We start from the raw sequence: 18662 nt of genomic DNA, 5'->3' as shown, positions 1-18662 counted from the left end.
TATAACGACTTAATAACGTTGGCCGCGATATTGCTAAGCAACTCCTCATTATTCCAATCCCGTCCACCAGACGATTCTGGCCCTGAGGAGTTTCCATGAGCGAGTTGCGTTTCACTGAAGATCACGAATGGCTGCGCGCCGAAGCCGATGGCAGCGTCACCGTGGGTATCACCGCTTTTGCGCAGAACGCGCTGGGTGATGTGGTTTTCGTGCAACTGCCAGAGTTGCAGGCTTATACCAAGGGCGCCGAAGCCTCCACCGTGGAGTCGGTCAAGGCCGCCAGTGGTGTGTACATGCCGTTGGACGGTGAAGTCCTCGAAGTCAACGACAAGCTCGATGGCAGCCCGGAACTGGTCAACGAAGACCCGATGGGCGAAGGCTGGTTCTTCCGCTTTAAACCCGCCGATGCCGATGCAGTGGCTAAGCTGTTGGATCAGGATGCGTACGACCGTCTGATCAAAGCCAACGCTGAAGCTTGAGGAGCGCGCCATGACCGTTAATCTGACCACCGCCAACGAATTCATCGCCCGCCACATCGGCCCGCGCCAGGAAGATGAGCAGCAAATGCTCGCCAGCCTGGGGTTTGATTCCCTCGAAGCCCTGAGCGCCAGCGTGATCCCGGAAAGCATCAAGGGCACCAGCGTGCTCGGCCTGGAAGACGGCTTGAGCGAAGCCGAGGCCCTGGCCAAGATCAAGGCCATCGCCAGCCAGAACCAACTGTTCAAGACCTACATCGGCCAGGGCTATTACAACTGCCACACGCCGTCGCCGATCCTGCGCAACCTGCTGGAAAACCCGGCCTGGTACACCGCCTACACGCCGTATCAACCCGAGATTTCCCAAGGCCGCCTGGAAGCCCTGCTGAATTTCCAGACCCTGATCAGCGACCTCACCGGCCTGCCGATTGCCAACGCCTCCCTGCTTGACGAAGCCACCGCCGCTGCTGAAGCCATGACCTTCTGCAAGCGCCTGAGCAAGAACAAAGGCAGCCACGCGTTCTTCGCGTCGGTGCACAGCCACCCGCAAACCCTCGACGTATTGCGCACCCGTGCTGAACCTTTGGGCATCGATGTGGTGGTCGGCGATGAGCGTGAACTGACCGACGTCAGCGCGTTCTTCGGCGCCCTGCTGCAATACCCGGCCAGTAACGGCGATGTATTCGATTACCGCGAGCTGACCGAGCGCTTCCACGCCGCCAACGCCCTGGTCGCCGTAGCCGCCGACCTGATGGCCCTGACCCTGCTGACGCCGCCGGGTGAATTCGGCGCCGACGTCGCCATTGGCAGCGCACAGCGCTTTGGCGTGCCACTGGGCTTCGGTGGCCCGCACGCGGCGTACTTCTCCACCAAGGATGCGTTCAAGCGCGACATGCCAGGCCGTCTGGTCGGTGTTTCCGTCGACCGCTTCGGCAAGCCGGCCCTGCGCCTGGCCATGCAGACCCGCGAGCAACATATCCGCCGCGAGAAAGCCACCAGCAACATCTGCACTGCCCAAGTGCTGCTGGCCAACATCGCCAGCATGTACGCCGTGTACCACGGCCCCAAAGGCCTGATCCAGATCGCCCAGCGCATTCACCAGCTGACCGCGATCCTGGCCAAGGGCTTGACGGCCCTGGGCCAGAACGTCGAGCAGGCACACTTCTTCGACACCCTGACCCTCAACACCGGCGCCCACACCGCCGCCCTGCACGACAAGGCCCGCGCCCAGCGCATCAACCTGCGCGTGGTGGATGGCGAGCGCGTTGGCCTGTCGGTCGACGAAACCACCACCCAGGCCGATATCGAGGCCTTGTGGGCCATCTTCGCGGACGGCAAAACCCTGCCAGCCTTTGCCGCCACCGACGGCACCCTGCCGAGCGCGTTGCTGCGCCAGTCGCCGATCCTCAGCCACCCGGTGTTCAACCGTTATCACTCGGAAACCGAGCTGATGCGCTACCTGCGCAAGCTGGCCGACAAGGACCTGGCCCTGGACCGCACCATGATCCCGCTGGGTTCGTGCACCATGAAGCTCAACGCCGCCAGCGAAATGATCCCGGTGACCTGGGCCGAATTCGGTGCCCTGCACCCATTCGCCCCCGCCGCGCAAAGCGCCGGCTACCAGCAACTGACCAGCGAACTGGAAGCCATGCTCTGCGCGGCCACCGGTTACGACGCGGTCTCCCTGCAACCCAACGCCGGTTCCCAGGGTGAGTACGCCGGCCTCTTGGCCATCCGTGCCTATCACCAGAGCCGTGGCGAAGCACGTCGCGACATCTGCCTGATCCCGTCGTCAGCCCACGGCACCAACCCTGCCACCGCCAACATGGCCGGCATGCGCGTGGTGGTCACCGCTTGCGACGCGCGCGGCAACGTCGACATCGAAGACCTGCGCGCCAAGGCCATCGAGCACCGCGAGCACCTCGCTGCGCTGATGATCACTTATCCGTCCACCCACGGCGTGTTCGAGGAAGGTATCCGCGAAATTTGCGGGATCATTCACGACAACGGCGGCCAGGTGTACATCGACGGCGCCAACATGAACGCGATGGTTGGCCTGTGCGCACCGGGCAAGTTCGGCGGCGACGTGTCCCACCTGAACCTGCACAAGACCTTCTGCATTCCCCACGGCGGTGGCGGCCCGGGCGTTGGCCCGATTGGCGTCAAGTCGCACCTCACGCCATTTCTGCCCGGCCACGCGGCCATGGAACGCAAGGAGGGCGCGGTGTGCGCCGCGCCGTTCGGCAGCGCGAGCATTTTGCCGATCACCTGGATGTACATCAGCATGATGGGCGGCGCCGGCCTCAAGCGCGCGTCGCAGTTGGCGATCCTGAATGCCAACTACATTTCCCGCCGCCTGGAAGAGCACTACCCCGTGCTGTACACCGGCAGCAATGGCCTGGTAGCCCACGAATGCATCCTGGACCTGCGCCCGTTGAAAGACAGCAGCGGCATCAGCGTGGACGACGTGGCCAAGCGCCTGATCGATTTTGGTTTCCATGCACCGACCATGTCGTTCCCGGTGGCCGGCACCTTGATGATCGAGCCGACCGAAAGTGAATCCAAGGAAGAGCTGGACCGCTTCTGCGACGCCATGATCGCCATCCGCGAAGAGATTCGCGCAGTGGAAAACGGCACTCTGGACAAGGACGACAACCCGCTCAAGAACGCGCCGCACACCGCCGCTGAACTGGTGGGCGAATGGAGCCACCCATACAGCCGTGAACAAGCGGTGTACCCGGTGGCTTCATTGATCGAAGGCAAGTACTGGCCGCCGGTGGGTCGGGTCGACAACGTGTTTGGTGATCGCAACCTGGTGTGTGCGTGCCCGTCGATCGAGAGCTACGCATAACCTGAGGATGCACCCGGTCAAAAATGTGGGAGCGGGCTTGCTCGCGAATGCGGTCTTTCAGATGTTGATTATTTGACTGACCCACCGCTTTCGCGAGCAAGCCCGCTCCCACATTTGACCGAGTCGGCTTTCAGAAAATAATAAGAAACCGGAGAACAACCATGTCCCTTAGCGTGTTCGACCTGTTCAAGATTGGCATCGGCCCCTCCAGTTCCCACACCGTCGGCCCGATGCGTGCCGCCGCTCGATTCGTCGAGGGGCTCAAGCGTGACAACCTGCTCAACGCCACCTGCGGCATCAAGGTGGAACTCTATGGATCGCTGGGCGCCACCGGCAAAGGCCACGGCAGCGACAAGGCTGTGTTGCTGGGCCTGGAAGGCGAACATCCGGACACCGTGAATACCGAAACCGTGGCTGCACGCCTGGCGCAGATGCGCAGTGACGGGCGCCTCAACCTGCTCGGCGAACACAGCATTGCGTTCAACGAGAAAGAACACCTGGCGATGATTCGCAAGCCCCTTGCCTATCACCCCAACGGCATGATCTTTCGTGCCTTTGACGCCGCCGGCATTCAGACCCGTAGCCGCGAGTACTACTCGGTCGGTGGCGGTTTCGTGGTGGATGAAGACGCGGCGGGCGCCGACCGTATCGTCGAAGACGCCACACCCCTGACCTTCCCGTTCAAACACGCCAAGGACTTGCTCGGCCATTGCGCCACCTATGGCCTGTCTATCAGCCAGGTGATGCTGACCAATGAAAGTGCCTGGCGCCCGGAAGCCGAAACCCGCAGCGGGTTGTTGAAGATCTGGCAGGTCATGCAGGACTGCGTCGATGCCGGCTGTCGCAACGAAGGTATCTTGCCCGGAGGCTTGAAGGTCAAGCGCCGGGCGGCGGCCTTGCATCGGCAGTTGTGCAAGAACCCGGAGTCGGCGCTGCGCGACCCGCTGTCGGTGCTCGATTGGGTCAACCTGTATGCGCTGGCAGTCAACGAAGAAAACGCCAATGGCGGGCGCGTGGTCACTGCGCCCACCAATGGCGCGGCTGGGATCATTCCCGCCGTGCTGCACTACTACATGCGCTTCATCCCCGGCGCGAACGAAGACGGTGTGGTGCGCTTTTTGCTCACCGCGGCCGCCATCGGCATTTTGTACAAGGAAAATGCTTCGATCTCAGGCGCCGAAGTCGGTTGCCAGGGCGAAGTCGGCGTGGCCTGTTCCATGGCCGCAGGCGCACTCTGTGAAGTGCTGGGCGGCAGCGTGTCCCAAGTGGAAAACGCCGCCGAGATCGGCATGGAACACAACCTCGGCCTGACCTGCGACCCCATTGGCGGGCTGGTGCAGGTGCCGTGCATCGAGCGCAATGCCATGGGCTCGGTGAAGGCGATCAATGCGGTGCGCATGGCCCTGCGTGGCGACGGCCAGCACTTTGTGTCCCTCGACAAGGTCATCCGCACCATGCGCCAGACCGGCGCCGACATGAAAAGCAAATACAAGGAAACCGCCCGTGGCGGTTTGGCGGTCAACATTATCGAGTGCTGACGCCCACAAGCGCGTCGGCACGTTTTTCAGGAGCTGAATATGTCCACCGAAACCCTGTTGAAAACTCCTCTGCACGCCTTGCACCTCGAACTCGGCGCGCGCATGGTGCCCTTCGCTGGCTACGACATGCCGGTGCAGTATCCATTGGGCGTGATGAAGGAACACCTGCATACCCGTGAACAGGCCGGGTTGTTCGATGTTTCCCACATGGGCCAGATCCGCCTCACCGGCGCGAATGCCGCCAAGGCCCTGGAGACCCTGGTGCCCGTCGATATCATCGACCTGCCAGTGGGTATGCAGCGCTATGCGATGTTCACCAACGAGCAAGGCGGCATCCTCGACGACCTGATGGTCGCCAACCTGGGCAACGACGAATTGTTCCTGGTGGTCAACGCCGCCTGCAAGGACCAGGACCTGGCGCACCTGCGTACACATATCGGCGACCAATGCACCATCGAACCGCTGTTCGAAGAACGCGCCCTGCTCGCCCTGCAAGGCCCGGCGGCAGTGAAAGTATTGGCGCGCCTGGCCCCTGAAGTCACCCAGATGACCTTCATGCAATTTGCCACCCTGCGTTTGCTGGGCGTGGAGTGCTACGTCAGCCGCTCCGGCTACACCGGTGAAGACGGCTTTGAAATCTCCGTGCCGGCGGCCAATGCCGAGAGCCTGGCCCGCAGCCTGCTGGCCGAAACCGAAGTGCAGGCCATCGGCCTGGGCGCCCGTGATTCGCTACGCCTGGAAGCCGGCCTGTGCCTGTACGGCCACGACATGAATACCGACACCACGCCAATCGAAGCCAGCCTGTTGTGGGCGATTTCCAAGGCTCGGCGTGCCGATGGCGCACGGGCCGGCGGCTTCCCTGGCGCCGACCGCATCTTCACCCAACAGCAAACCGGTGTGGCGCGCAAACGCGTAGGCCTGCTGCCGCAGGAGCGTACCCCGGTGCGTGAAGGCGCTGAAATTGTCGATGCACAGGGTACGGTTATCGGCAGCGTGTGCAGCGGAGGCTTTGGCCCAACCTTGGGCGGTCCGCTGGCGATGGGTTACCTGGACAGCGCATTTGTCGCATTGGATACCGAAGTTAGCGCAATGGTACGTGGGAAAAAGGTGCCACTGCGTGTAAGTAAAATGCCATTCGTTCCGCAACGTTACTACCGTGGCTGATTGACTGTTTCTATAAGTAACGCGGTTGCGTTAATGCGCACTGAACTGTAACGCAACCGCCATAAAACAGTGCATTCACGATAGGCTTTTTATAGCTGACGCCCTATAACAAGTGAATAACTCTATCGAATAAGCCGGTATCAGAACATTCAACAAAGTGTCATGAGACCCAATAAAACAAGGGCCTGCACAAGGGCTTGTTTTTTTCATATTAGTTGGCGTAGAGTTTGCCCACTGTGTTTGCATGGGTCGCTTGGAACCTGGACCTGGGCAGTAGCTCAAGTAGTTTGCTACAACCCGTTCGACGTCTCTTACTTTCCTGCAACCCAGCCCAGTACTCTTTCGTGTGAAAGGGGCTGTCATTAATTTTTAGCGTCAAAGGAAAGAAGAAAATGTCGGATAAAGGTGGACGTCAGAGCGGTACCGTCAAGTGGTTCAACGACGAGAAAGGGTTTGGTTTTATCACTCCTGAAAGCGGCCCGGATCTGTTCGTGCATTTCCGCGCTATCCAGGGCAACGGTTTCAAGAGCCTGAAGGAAGGCCAGAAGGTCACCTTCGTTTCAGTACAAGGCCAAAAAGGCCTGCAGGCTGACGAAGTACAAGCAGAAGGCTGATCCTTGCTGCGACAAAAAGCCCCTGATATGACATCAGGGGCTTTTTTATGGGCGCCATTGCGTAAACTGCGTGCTTTCTCCAGAGAGCCCTGCCATGTCCAAACCCCTGTTGAGCCCCCAGGGCGAATTCCCCGCCGTTGGCCTGGGCCGTCGCCTGGCAGCGATGTTCTACGATTTCCTGCTGTGCACCGCCCTGCTGATCGTCACCGCGTTTATCTACAAGCTGGTGTGGATCGCCTTCGTGGGCGAAGCGAAGATGCGCACGCTCACCGAGTCCGGCGCGCTGGACGGTGACCCGTTGCTGTCGACTCTGCTGCTGTTCGTGCTGTTCGGGTTTTTCGCCAAGTTCTGGACCCATTCGGGGCAAACCCTGGGCATGCAGGTGTGGGGGGTGCGCGTGCAGAACGCTGACGGGTCGCGGATCAGCCTGTGGCAGGCACTGTTGCGTTTTGTGGTGTCGATTGCGTCATGGCTGTGCGTGGGGTTGGGGTTTATCTGGTCGTTGTTCGATAAACACAAACGCAGCTGGCATGACATCTATTCGGATACGCAGTTGGTGCGAATCCCGAAGCAAAAGAAGTAACTCAAGCGCATCACAGATCAACTGTGGGAGCTGGCTCCCACATTTTGATTTGTCTCAGCCTGAGGATCAGGCGTTGCCGGCCAGTTTCAACCGTGCTGCCTGGGTAAAGTCGAGCATGCGCTTGAGCGGCCGTACCGCCTGCGGAATCACCGCCGGTTCCACGAAGATCTCATTACTGCCCTCGCGCAGGCATTGCAACGTGCGCTCCAGCGTATTCATCGCCATCCACGGGCAGTGCGCGCAACTGCGGCAGGCTGCACCGTTACCGGCGGTAGGCGCTTCGACGAAGACTTTGTCCGGGCACAGCTGCTGCATCTTGTAGAAGATGCCGCGGTCGGTGGCGACGATAAAGGTTTTGTTCGGCAAGCGTTGCGCTGCGGCGATCAGCTGGCTGGTGGAACCCACCGCGTCCGCCAGTTCGATCACCGAAGTCGGTGACTCCGGGTGCACCAGGATCGCTGCATCCGGGTAGAGCGCCTTCATGTCTTCGAGCTGCTTGGACTTGAACTCTTCGTGGACGATGCAGGCACCGTCCCACAGCAGCATGTCGGCACCGGTCTGGCGCTGGATGTAGGTGCCCAGGTGTTTGTCCGGGCCCCAGATAATGGTCTCGCCGTTGTCCATCAGGCTTTCGACGATTTCCAGCGCGCAGCTGGAGGTCACCACCCAATCCGCCCGGGCTTTGACCGCCGCCGAGGTGTTGGCGTACACCACCACGGTGCGCTCGGGGTGTTGATCGCAGAACGCGGAAAACTCATCCACCGGGCAACCCAGGTCCAGGGAGCAGGTGGCTTCCAGGGTCGGCATCAGGATGCGTTTTTCAGGCGTGAGGATCTTGGCGGTCTCCCCCATGAAACGCACGCCAGCCACCAGTACGGTCTTGGCAGGGTGGGCGGCACCGAAGCGCGCCATCTCCAGGGAGTCGGAAACACAGCCACCGGTTTCTTCGGCCAGGGCCTGAATCACCGGGTCGCAATAAAAGTGGGCAACCAACACCGCGTCCTGAGCCTTGAGCTCGGCGGCAATGGCGGTTCGCAGGCTCGCCTCTTCAGCAGCGCTGAGCACCTTGGGCTGCTTGGCGTCGAGGTGGGCTTGAACCAGTAGGCGTTCGGAAATGTGCGTCATGTTCGCAAGACCTGCAGGCGCAGTAGCGCGAAAGTCGAGTGTACCACCGGCTCCGGAGCCCTTCGGGCGCCGCCGGACGAAGTGTTTTTGTTCATCAAGCACGGGTAAAGCTTAAAGCTGCGCAAGGCTACAGAATATCCAATGGATTCAAAAGCCTAATCTGGTGACCCGGCCAAGTGCCCGATCCCTGGCCGCGACACGCCGATTAGGCGATGCCTGCACAACAATCAAAACCGCCCCTTTCCCTCCCACACGCCTGAAAAATCAGGAATATCAGGCCCCCACACCCTGACGCGCCCTAATTTTGTGCATTTAAGCACTGAATTACGCGATTTTTCTTACGTCTTGTGTAATAAATCCTACAGCGATGTAACAAACCGTCGACCACTCACTCAAGTAGGGCAACTACCGCTGAGTTCAACGCTGGCTCAAACGGTATGGATCGTGTGTATTTCTACGTTAAGGATGTCGAGTGCCAAATCAGCTCTCAACCGGACACTTGTGTTGTATCCGTAATCTGGGTATCGCCCTGCTCTGCCTGTGGGCGCTGCCCGTGGCTGGCGCCGAGGTGCCGCAGCCAGGCCAGGAAGCCCTGCGCTTGCAGCAACAACAGCAACGCGACCTGCAGCAATTACACCTGGAGCAGCGCCAACGCCAGATGCAACGCGGCAGCTTCGGTACACCAGCGGCCATACCCGCCTTGCCCACGGACATCGCCAGGGATGAACACTGCTGGCCCTTGAGCGGTACGCGCCTGGCCGGGGTCACGCTGTTCAGCCGTGCCGAGTTGGACAAACACATCGAGCCCTACGTGGCGCCTTGCATGGGCGTCACCCAGATCAACCGCCTGCTGGCCGAGATCACCCGGCTGTATGTCGAGGCCGGTTATATCGCCAGCCGCCCCTACCTGATCAGTGCACCCACCGCCGGGCAGCCGCTGGATATTCACGTCGAAGAAGGCTACCTGGAGACCATCGAGCTGGCCGACCAGAGCCTGCCGGTGTCATTGGGCGGGGCATTCCCCGGCATGCTCGGCAAACCACTGAACCTGCGAGACCTGGAACAGGGCCTGGACCAGCTCAACCGCCTACGCTCGGTCGACCTCACCGCCGACATCGCCCCAGGCAGCACAGCGGGCGCCTCGCGCATCATCCTGCGCACGCGCAGCAGCGCCTCGCGCTGGGCCCTGGGCCTGGGGGTGGATAACCTCGGCAGCGCCGGCACCGGGCGGGATCGCAATGCAATCAACTTGAGCCTGGACAGCCCGCTGCAAATCAACGACTCGCTCAACCTGAGCTTCAGCGACACGCTCAACCATGGGCCGCGCTACAGCCGCAGCCACAGCCTGTTCTACTCGATCCCCTACGGTTACTGGACCTACAGCCTGTTCGCCAGCCATGCCGAATACCGCTCGCCGTTCAAGCTCAGCCGTGCCACGTTCTACAACAGTGGCCGCACCGATCAAGTCAGCCTGCGCAGCGACCGTGTGCTGTGGCGCGACCAGGGCCACCAACTGAGCGCCAACCTGCAACTGGCCTACAAAGACGTCGACAGCTACCTGCAAAAGGTACACCTGGACATCCAGAGCCCGACGCTGACCGTGGCCGAAGCGGGCCTGAACCTGTTCTGGCTCAACAGTGCGGTGTGGAACCTGGACGTCAACTACGCCCAGGGCCTGACCTGGTTCGGCGCCGATCGCGATGCCAGCCAGGTGCAGAAAAACCGGCCCAAGGCGCAGTTTCAAAAGTACCGCGCCAACCTCACCCAATGGCGCAACGGCCAATGGGCAGTGCAGCCGTGGCAGTGGCAAAGCCAGTTATCGGTGCAGTACAGCCCGGATGCATTGCCCGCCATCGAACAACTGCTGATCACCGACGACTCGGCCGTGCGCGGCTACCGCGAAAACAGTACTTCCGGTGCCATTGGCGCGGTATGGCGCAACACTTTGCGCCTGCCGCTCAACACTGACTTGCCGGTGAAGCTCACCCCGCGCCTGGGCCTGGACAACGGCTGGGTCAAGCACGAACACGGTGCCCGGAGCCAACGCCTGAGCGGCGCCAGCGCGGGGCTCAACCTGAGCTGGAAGAACGTGCAGCTCGACGTCGACTACCAACGCAACCTCAACACCCCTACAGGTTTTCGCCAGGAGCCGGAGGTCTGGCTGACGCGCCTTAGCGTGCAGATATGAGCTCACACCCGTTTTTTGCCTGAGTCACCGCCGTACCTGGCCACTCCAGCAGCGTTGCAACGAACAACGCGCGTCGTGGATCAGCCAACACAGAGCGAGATTATTTATGCCGACTACTCCACACAGCTTCCACCTTTCACCCCAGGGCAAACTGCGCTGGGCCATCGCCAGCCTGTTCCTGCTGCCGCAACTCGCGCTCGCCGCAGGCTTGACCGTCGTCGAAGGCCCTGGCGGCACGCCGCAACTGCAAAACCAGGGCGGTGTACCCATCGTCAACATCGTCGCGCCGAACGCCGGTGGCCTGTCCCATAACCAGTTTTTGGACTACAACGTCGACCGCCAGGGCCTGGTGTTGAACAACGCCTTGCAGGCTGGCCAGTCCCAACTCGCCGGGCAGTTGGCAGCCAACCCGCAGTTCCAGGGCCAGGCGGCGAGCGTGATCCTCAATGAAGTGATCAGCCGCAACGCCTCGACCCTCAACGGCGCCCAGGAGATTTTTGGCCAGGCAGCCGATTACGTGCTGGCCAACCCTAACGGCATTTCGGTGAATGGCGGCAGTTTCATCAACACGCCCAATGCCAACCTGGTGGTCGGCCGCCCTGAACTCAACGACGGCAAGCTGCAAGCCTTGAGCACCCGCGATGCCAACGGCCAACTGACAGTGCAAGGCCAGGGCCTGCACAACCGCGAGGGCTCTATCAACCTAATCGCGCCGCGCATCGACAGCGAAGGTCGCCTCAGCGCCCGCGATCAATTGAACCTCACGGTGGGCCGTAATCAGGTCGATTTCGCCAGCGGGCAAGTACGCCAAGTCGACCCGGCCAGCAAGACCCAGGACCAACGCATCGACGCACGCCTGTTCGGCGCCATGCAGGCCGGGCGCATCAACATCATCAGCACCGCCGAGGGCGCCGGTGTGCGTGTGGGCGGTGTGCAGGTGCAAGGCACTGACGGGGTGAAGATCAGTTCGGCCGGCGACCTCGACATCAGCGGCCATGTGCATGCCGACAGCCTCGACGCCACCCGCGCTGGCGTGCACAGCCGCCAGGGCGATGTCGATTTGCACAGTGCCAAGGACTTGAACCTGGCCGCCACCGACGTCAGCGGGCGCAACGTCAAACTCGACGCCAGCCGCAACCTGACCCTCAGCAGCCTGGAAAGCCGCAAGCTCCAGGAAAAGCGTGAGCAGTGGAACAACAGCAACTTCTTGTTCACCTACGAAACCTACGACCGCACCACCACCGACAAAGACTCGCGCCAGCACGGCAACAAGGTCGTGGCGCAACAGGACGCGGCGCTGTCTTCCGGCGCCAACACCGAGATCAAAGCCAGCCATGTGGAAGCGGGCAACACTCTGCGCGTCGACAGCGGTGCCGACCTGCACGTTAACGCCGCCACCGAAACCCATGAAAGCCGCGACCAGGGCAACCATCGCAAACACCTGTGGAAAGCCAACTGGGATAAATCCAGCAGCGAACAACGCAGTATCACCAGCAGCCTCAAGGCCGGAAAGACACTGGAGCTGACCAGCCAACAGAAGCTGCAAGTGCAAGGCGCCGAGCTGAAAACCCCCGGCGATATTCAACTGGCCGCCCGGCACGTAGAAATCACCAGCGCCAGCCGTACCCAGAGCAGCCGCGACAACGCCTACTCCGGCGACCTCACCGGTGGCAGCTTCTTCGGCAAGCAAGGCGACGGTGACCAGGGCAAGACGTCGAACACCGGCAGCAAGGTCAACGCCGACGGCAAGCTGATCGTCAAGGCCGACGACGTGCGCATCAGCGGTAGCCAGGCCCGTGGCGGCAAGCAGGCCAATGTCATCAGCGACAAAGGTTCGCTGGTGATCGACGGCGTGCAGGACAGCTCCCACGACAACCGCTACAACAATGACAGCAAATTCTTCGGCCTCTCCAAGGATGAAAGCCGCAAGAACCTCAAGGACAGCACCGTGGTTGCCAGCGACCTGCGCTCGGACAGCAACCTCAAGCTGCAAAGTGCCAAGGACATCACCGTCAGTGGCTCCCAGGTAGCCGCCGCGGGTGAACTGCAAGCGGATGCCAAGGGCGATATCAAGGTCGTTGCCGCCGAGAACACCACCCACGACACCACTCGCACCCATAGCCGTGGCTTCGATGGCTACGCCAAGGAAACCGAGGGCGTCAGCCGCCAGTACCGTGCGGGGTTGAGCTATGAAGACCAGCAGCAAACCCGCAAGACCGACACCACCCAGCAGCAGGGTTCCAGCCTCAAGGGCGGCAGTGTCGTAGTAAAGGCCGGTGGCGATGTGAGCATCCAGGGTTCGGACCTCAAGGCAACCGCAGGCGATGCCACCCTGAGCGGCAACAACGTCGAGCTGTTGGCCGCCCACGACAAGCGCACCGAAGCCGTCGACACCACCACCACCGGCGGCAGTTTCTACTACACCGGCGGCATTGATCGGGCAGGCAGTGGCGCTCAGTTCAGCCACCAAAGCAGCCAAGACACCACTGAAAAAACCACCGCGCAAACCAGCACCGTGGCCGCGACCGGCAAGCTGACCATCAACGCTGGCAACACCTTCACCAGCGAGGGTGCACAGGCCAAGGCCGGCGCCGAACTGCAGGTCAACGCGGGTCAGATCGACAACCAGGCTGCCCATTCCACCGAGACCAGCACCCACAAGGAAAACGGCTGGACCGCCGATGTTGGCGCCAATGTGGAATACAAAGGCATTACCCGCCCGATCGAAAAAGCCGTCGAGGGCGTGGCCCAGGCCAAGTTCCATCAGCCCGGTTTGCTGGACGCGTTCGAGCAACCCAATGTCGGCCTGGATGTGGAAGTCGGGCACACGAACAAAACCGGCACAACGCAAGACAGCACCGCCGTGGTCAGCCAGTTCAGTGGCGCCGCGGTGCAGGTCAATGCAGCCGGCACGTTGCAGGACGAGGGCACCCAGTACCGCGCCACCGAGGGCGGGCTGAACATCAAGGCCGGCGAGCACCTGGCCACGGCAGCGGCCAACACCCACAGCAGCAGCGAGCAAAGCGTGGACGCCAAGGCTGGCGTGCGGGTCTATACCACCACCGGTGAAGACGTGAACGTGCGCGGCAGCGGCCTGGGCGGCAACAGCGATGTGCGCGAATCCACCAGCACGGCGGTGCTCGGCAGCTATGTGGCCAGCCAAGGCGTGAGCATCGAGGCCAAGGGCGATGCCCGTTATGAAGGCAGCCAGTTCGACGGCGGCCAGGCCGGGGTTAACCTCAAGACCGGCGGTGAGCTGGCGCTCAACCAGGCCACCAACACCCAGAGCAAAAACAGCAGCACGCTGCGCGGCAACGGCTCACTGACGGTGGGCACCGCGCCCGGTGCGAATGGCAGCAACATCAACCTCGGTGCCGGCGTGCAGTTGGATAACAAGCGCCTGGACACTCAGGACAGCCAGGCACAGGTCGCGACCATTCAAGGCAGCGGCCCCGTTCAGTTCAGCAGCGGCGCAGACATGACCCTGCAAGGCACGCAGATCGGCAGCACGGGCGCAAAGGCTGGCGATATCAGCCTCAATGCCGGCGGCAAGCTAAACCTGCAAGCTGCCACCGATAGCCACGTCAGCAACGGCAGCAACCTGGGCGGCGGCCTGACCCTCGGTGCCGGCAAGACCAGCAGCGCCGAAAGCAGCAGCAAGACCGGCAGCCTCAGCGCCAATTTCAACATTGGCAAAGTGGCGGAAAACGACCAGAGCGCCGTCGTCGGGCAGTTGCACAGCAGCGGTAAGGTCAGCCTCGCCAGCGGCGCTGATGCAACCGATGCCATCCACTTACAGGGCACTCAGGTCAGCGCAGCCAGCGTTAGCCTGGATGCGCAAAACGGAGGCATTCTGCAAGAGTCTGCGCAATCGACCCAGGCCCACGGCAACTGGGGCGTCACCCTGGGCGCAGGGGGCAGCGTCGGCAAAACCACCTTGGCCAACGCCGGTGAACATGAGACACCCAAGACCCAGCGCGGCATCAATGCGCGGGCCAAGGTCGATGTGGATCACTTGCAAGGCACTACCCAGCACAACAGCCTGATCACGGCGGGTGACGTCACCCTCAACAGTGCCGGCGATACCCATCTGGCCGGAGCGCGTATCGACGCCGACAAGGTGCAGGGCACGGTGGGCGGCGACCTCGTTGTAGAAAGCCGCAAGGACCAGATCAACAGCACCCAGGTAAATGTCGACGCCAGGCTGGATGTCGAAAAAAACCAGCCGGGGGTGGTGGGTAAGCTGGCCAAAACCACCGGCCCACTGAAGGACAAGGTACAAGCCAAGGCTGAAGGTGCGTTCGACAAGCATCGCGACAAGCTGGAGAACGTCGTCGACAAAGGCACGGGGCACTTGGCGTCGGCCAAGGACAGCGTGGTCAACAGCGCGGTCAATGCCAAGGAACGCCTGGGCGAAAAACTCACCCGCAGCGCCAGCTACGACGTAAACCCAGAGCCCCGCGGCGCCTTCGGCACCCGCGTGGACAAGGCCAAGGCTTACCTGGCAGACAAGACCGACGTCCTGGGCACACGCCTGTCTGGCTTCAAGGATAAGGTCTGGCCAAAAACCAGCGACAGCTACACCGTCAGTGGCAAAGACACCACCGGCAGCAAGGTGGCCAACACCGCCGAAAGCGTGTTGTTCGGCGACAAGAGCGGCAACACCAGCTACACCCCGACCCTGTATCTGGATGTCAGCCATGTGGTCAAGGACAGCGTCACCCAGGCGTCAGGCATTCGCGCAGGCCACGGCGTCAACCTGCTGGTGAAGGGTGATACCCAGCTCACGGGCGCGCGGATCAGTGCGCCCAATGGCAAGGTCGAGTTGGGTGGCTCCAAGGTCACCGCAACCACACTGGCCGGCAGCGACTACCGTGCCGATGTCGGGCTGAACGTTTCGAAGTCACCGGTCAACCTGGCCCTGGGCGCCAAAGACGAACTGACGCAGAAACACGACGACGCCACGCGCAAGGACCAAGCCTTAAATCTGGGCCCGCTGCGAGCGGGTGGGCACAGTGAGAGCCAGGCCTTGCAGGCGGGGATTGATCAGGCCATCAACTAAAGGGTAAAGCCGCCCCACTGTAGGAGCGAGCTTGCTCGCGAAGAACGTTAACGATGACGCTGGCATGCTTGGAGTACGCGGCGCCCTCAGGTTTTTCGCGAGCAAGCTCGCTCCACAGGCACATTCTCAGCGTGCCAGCCGGCGCGCTCAGTTGTACGCTTTTTCTCGGGTCGCTGTAGGTTGGTCCTTATGATCGCGTTCTTACAAACAAAGCACACCCAGAAAGTGGAACCTTTCGCAGACCTCAACCACCCAACAAAAAACTAACCTCATGCGGATATTTTCAAACAAGAGAAAATAAGCTCGACAGACGGACGCACCAGAAAATTCAGCGCTTCCCTTTGGCGTCTATAACCATAAACAGAGGTTAAACAGTGAACCCGTTAAAAGGGTATGGCATGTTAGTGCAGTGCACACACGCCCGCCGAACGACTGCGTTTAAAGCTATATCGTTGATCTCATATAAATAAAGTGACCCAGCAATGAATATATTCTCGCCCGTGCCACAGCCACTCAGCAACTATCCCCATACAACAAATGCTGAACACCGTCGCTCCACTCGGGCAATTGACGATGCACCGCCAGTCGAAAATACACTTGCGGACGCGCCGAGCGCCTCGGAAGATAAAAAGTTGGGGCTGGGACAAAAACCGATCCCTGCGCCCGCCCCCGACCATGAGTTTGATTTCGCCAATGGAGTCATTTATGGCTCTGTCAGCGTTTCCCCTCCCACAGCAAGTTATACGCACCAGGAACAGCTACAGAGGATTGACGCTTACGCCGACCGTGTTGTCACGCAAATCAAGAACATAGAAAGCGGTGAAGAAAAAGAAAGTAATATCAGGTTCCAGAAAACTCGCCCGTTCCTGGAGCCTGCCGGTTATTTCAGCGGCGGGTTATTGGCTGCCGGGTTCGACCCGCATGAAAAAATCACTGTAACCTTCAACAGTTACGTTGGAAAATGGAAGCCGGAAGTCAAGACCAACACCGATACACGCACCTATTTTGCATGGGAAATTGCAGCCGGTGCTCTTAAGCACGATAAACCACCGGGAGGTGGCCTGCTCAACTTCCAAACCATGGAAATCAAGCCGCAAGACCGGAGCAAGATCAACGATCTGGAAGCGCTGGGTGCGAAGCTACAAAATCATTGGCAAGATGATATCGCCTCCACCATGGGCGACGAGACGGGCGCATTGGCGAAGCGCTCGGGAAAAGCCGATGCTTATGTTGTGCTGGGAACTTTGCAAGGCCTGCGTAACGACAAAGATGCGTATAAAATGCTATCGCCTGAAGGCCGATCAGCCGTTGAACGCACGCTAGACAATAAGGGAAATGTCGTCATACCCAACATATACGGTTATCCACTGGCCGGGTATGCGTTTATTCCTTATGTCAACTATCACGGCAATTATGACACCCGCCCCAATCAAGGCCTGATGCTCGACTTGAAGAAAGGCACAGTCAGCGAAATACGCGGAGACGATGATTTTGCTCGTTGGGCCAAAGACAACCGTGATGCCTTAAAAGCCAGCTTTAACGCCGAAGACAGACAAGGCGGAAAGGATGCTCATTGGCCATCAGCGAGCAGTGTGCTCGAAAATTTGATTGAGGGTAATCATGCGCACTATCCGGGACGCAAAAATCTACTCAGCGACAAACAGATTCCGGTTAGAGAGTTATTTAATTACACTCAATCGCGAAAGAAAACCTACCATTTAAAATTTGGAGATCTGAACTCTGGTATTGCCAGCAATTATCAAAAGATCAACGCCAACAATGCCGTGTGGGCCGATCAAACAGAGGTATTTGGTTCCTCGAAGCAAACGTGGAAGGAAGCCAAAGAATTATGGGGGCGCACCTTCGGCTATGTGCCCATCCTTGGAAACGCGGGCAATATTGTCTTCGGTACCCATGATTCCATTTATGGTATGACCGCCGACGATCGTGTTGGCGGCACAGCGGCTGCAGTGATATCGGGCTTGCAGCTGGCACATGAACTCACACCATTTGGAGCTGAGGCTGGGTTGGGCGAAGCACCCTCCGCATCGACTATCGCTGGCAGCGAACATTACGGCTGGAAATACAATGAGCAAAGCAACCGTTTTGATTTCGTGAGGAAAGTAAACGCCGCGAATGACAGCGACGTGTCCTCCGTCGCCAATACCGCACCAAGCGAACCGGATACACCACACGTCAGTGAAGGTGTCCCTCCGACAATCGAAATACCAAACAGTAAGCGCTCACTTCTGACATCCGTAGAGAACTTACCGACCGGCGAAGCGCTTTTTTCCACTGTGGATAAAAACGTAGTACTAAGTGGAGAGCTTAACGAGCTAAATTCCCTTGACGAAAAACTTTATACATTTACCGACTTCAACAAAAACGGCCGTCAAGAACGACTCAACATCCTGGTGCACGGAAGCGTCGACCCGGCTACTGGCATCTCGAAAGTTTCATACAACGGAAAACTCAATACGCCACAAGAGTTACTTCAGACACTTCATGACTCGGGCATTTACCCGGAAACGTTTGACAACGTAAGGCTACTGTCATGTGACTCTGCAAGTGGTGGAGATGCGTCCTTCGCGGCGGAGTTTCAGAAGCTCATAGGGCGCCCTGTCAAGGGCTATAGCGGCACCCTCACCGCCAACCTAGTACCGGAAGATATAAATGCTGCGATTGTAAAAGTAGAAAATATCTATCTGGACACCCTGAAAAAAAATCAGAACACTCCACTGACTGACGCTGATAAGGCATTGGCCAGATCCGAAGCGGAAAAATACGTCTCCCGAGAAATGGCAAAAAACAGAAACTTCAAACCGGCAAAGAAAAACCCCCATTGGAATCCGTTTAAATGGTGGGCTTTTACTTATAAACCCGAGACCTTTCCAAAACCATAAACGGTGGGCACTGTCGGGGAAGGCCCACCCCACTGTAGGAGCGAGCTTGCTCGCGAAAGACGTTAACGATGACGCTGGCATGTTGAGAGTACGCGGCGCCCTCAGGTTTTTCGCGAGCAAGCTCGCTCCTACCTAGGCACATTCTCAGCGTGCCACCC

At 59.9% G+C, this 18662-nt stretch carries 10 protein-coding genes and 1 pseudogene; 10 read left to right on the top strand and 1 reads right to left on the bottom strand.

What is annotated here, in order from left to right:
- The first annotated feature begins 95 nt into the window (after positions 1 to 95).
- From gcvH to BT199_RS17470, 6 genes are all read left to right on the top strand, one after another.
- The gene (gene gcvH, locus BT199_RS17495; protein ID WP_014719698.1) at positions 96 to 479 is read left to right on the top strand and encodes a glycine cleavage system protein GcvH; all 384 of its coding nucleotides are present in this window, start codon (positions 96 to 98) and stop codon (positions 477 to 479) included.
- Between the two features lie 10 nt (positions 480 to 489).
- Positions 490 to 3327: an aminomethyl-transferring glycine dehydrogenase gene (gcvP, locus tag BT199_RS17490; protein WP_072435150.1), complete on the top strand. Its 2838-nt coding sequence runs from the start codon at positions 490 to 492 to the stop codon at positions 3325 to 3327.
- 161 nt (positions 3328 to 3488) lie between these two features.
- A complete protein-coding gene (locus BT199_RS17485) occupies positions 3489 to 4865 on the top strand; it encodes an L-serine ammonia-lyase (RefSeq protein ID WP_020303147.1) in 1377 nt (458 codons plus the stop codon).
- A 39-nt stretch (positions 4866 to 4904) separates the two neighbouring features.
- Positions 4905 to 6029 carry a glycine cleavage system aminomethyltransferase GcvT gene (gene gcvT / locus BT199_RS17480; protein WP_038451322.1) on the top strand — a complete coding sequence of 375 codons (1125 nt, stop codon included), beginning with the start codon at positions 4905 to 4907 and terminating at the stop codon, positions 6027 to 6029.
- A gap of 392 nt (positions 6030 to 6421) precedes the next feature.
- A complete protein-coding gene (locus BT199_RS17475; protein ID WP_014719702.1) occupies positions 6422 to 6643 on the top strand; it encodes a cold-shock protein in 222 nt (73 codons plus the stop codon).
- 94 nt (positions 6644 to 6737) lie between these two features.
- Positions 6738 to 7226, top strand: a complete 489-nt coding sequence (locus BT199_RS17470; protein ID WP_032902749.1) for an RDD family protein — start codon at positions 6738 to 6740, stop codon at positions 7224 to 7226.
- 66 nt (positions 7227 to 7292) lie between these two features.
- On the opposite strand, the gene nadA is transcribed toward BT199_RS17470, so the two are convergent.
- Complete coding sequence (nadA, locus tag BT199_RS17465) at positions 7293 to 8351, bottom strand: quinolinate synthase NadA (protein WP_003193840.1); 1059 nt, start codon at positions 8349 to 8351, stop codon at positions 7293 to 7295.
- Between the two features lie 517 nt (positions 8352 to 8868).
- Between nadA and BT199_RS17460 the strand changes: the two genes are divergently transcribed.
- The 4 genes and pseudogenes from BT199_RS17460 to BT199_RS27520 all read left to right on the top strand — a co-directional run.
- Positions 8869 to 10539, top strand: a complete 1671-nt coding sequence (locus tag BT199_RS17460; protein WP_256575985.1) for a ShlB/FhaC/HecB family hemolysin secretion/activation protein — start codon at positions 8869 to 8871, stop codon at positions 10537 to 10539.
- A 106-nt stretch (positions 10540 to 10645) separates the two neighbouring features.
- Complete coding sequence (locus BT199_RS17455; RefSeq protein ID WP_072435147.1) at positions 10646 to 15601, top strand: hemagglutinin repeat-containing protein; 4956 nt, start codon at positions 10646 to 10648, stop codon at positions 15599 to 15601.
- A 482-nt stretch (positions 15602 to 16083) separates the two neighbouring features.
- Positions 16084 to 18504, top strand: a complete 2421-nt coding sequence (locus BT199_RS17445) for a hypothetical protein (protein ID WP_072435143.1) — start codon at positions 16084 to 16086, stop codon at positions 18502 to 18504.
- 46 nt (positions 18505 to 18550) lie between these two features.
- Positions 18551 to 18637 (top strand): annotated as a pseudogene (locus BT199_RS27520) (outer membrane lipoprotein carrier protein LolA); the annotation flags it as partial.
- Positions 18638 to 18662 lie beyond the last annotated feature (25 nt).

Source organism: Pseudomonas sp. NFR02 (genome assembly GCF_900119375.1).
Classification (GTDB): Bacteria; Pseudomonadota; Gammaproteobacteria; order Pseudomonadales; family Pseudomonadaceae; genus Aquipseudomonas; species Aquipseudomonas paracarnis.
The sequence above is the reverse complement of the archived record's forward strand: the minus strand, read 5'-3'. Positions and strand labels throughout refer to the sequence as shown.

Coding starts and splice junctions, on each gene's coding strand:
- nadA (WP_003193840.1), bottom strand. CDS start 8,351: ATGACGCACATTTCCGAACGCCTACTGGTTCAAGCCCACCTCGACGCC.
- BT199_RS17445 (WP_072435143.1), top strand. CDS start 16,084: ATGAATATATTCTCGCCCGTGCCACAGCCACTCAGCAACTATCCCCAT.
- BT199_RS17455 (WP_072435147.1), top strand. CDS start 10,646: ATGCCGACTACTCCACACAGCTTCCACCTTTCACCCCAGGGCAAACTG.
- BT199_RS17470 (WP_032902749.1), top strand. CDS start 6,738: ATGTCCAAACCCCTGTTGAGCCCCCAGGGCGAATTCCCCGCCGTTGGC.
- BT199_RS17475 (WP_014719702.1), top strand. CDS start 6,422: ATGTCGGATAAAGGTGGACGTCAGAGCGGTACCGTCAAGTGGTTCAAC.
- gcvP (WP_072435150.1), top strand. CDS start 490: ATGACCGTTAATCTGACCACCGCCAACGAATTCATCGCCCGCCACATC.
- BT199_RS17485 (WP_020303147.1), top strand. CDS start 3,489: ATGTCCCTTAGCGTGTTCGACCTGTTCAAGATTGGCATCGGCCCCTCC.
- gcvH (WP_014719698.1), top strand. CDS start 96: ATGAGCGAGTTGCGTTTCACTGAAGATCACGAATGGCTGCGCGCCGAA.
- gcvT (WP_038451322.1), top strand. CDS start 4,905: ATGTCCACCGAAACCCTGTTGAAAACTCCTCTGCACGCCTTGCACCTC.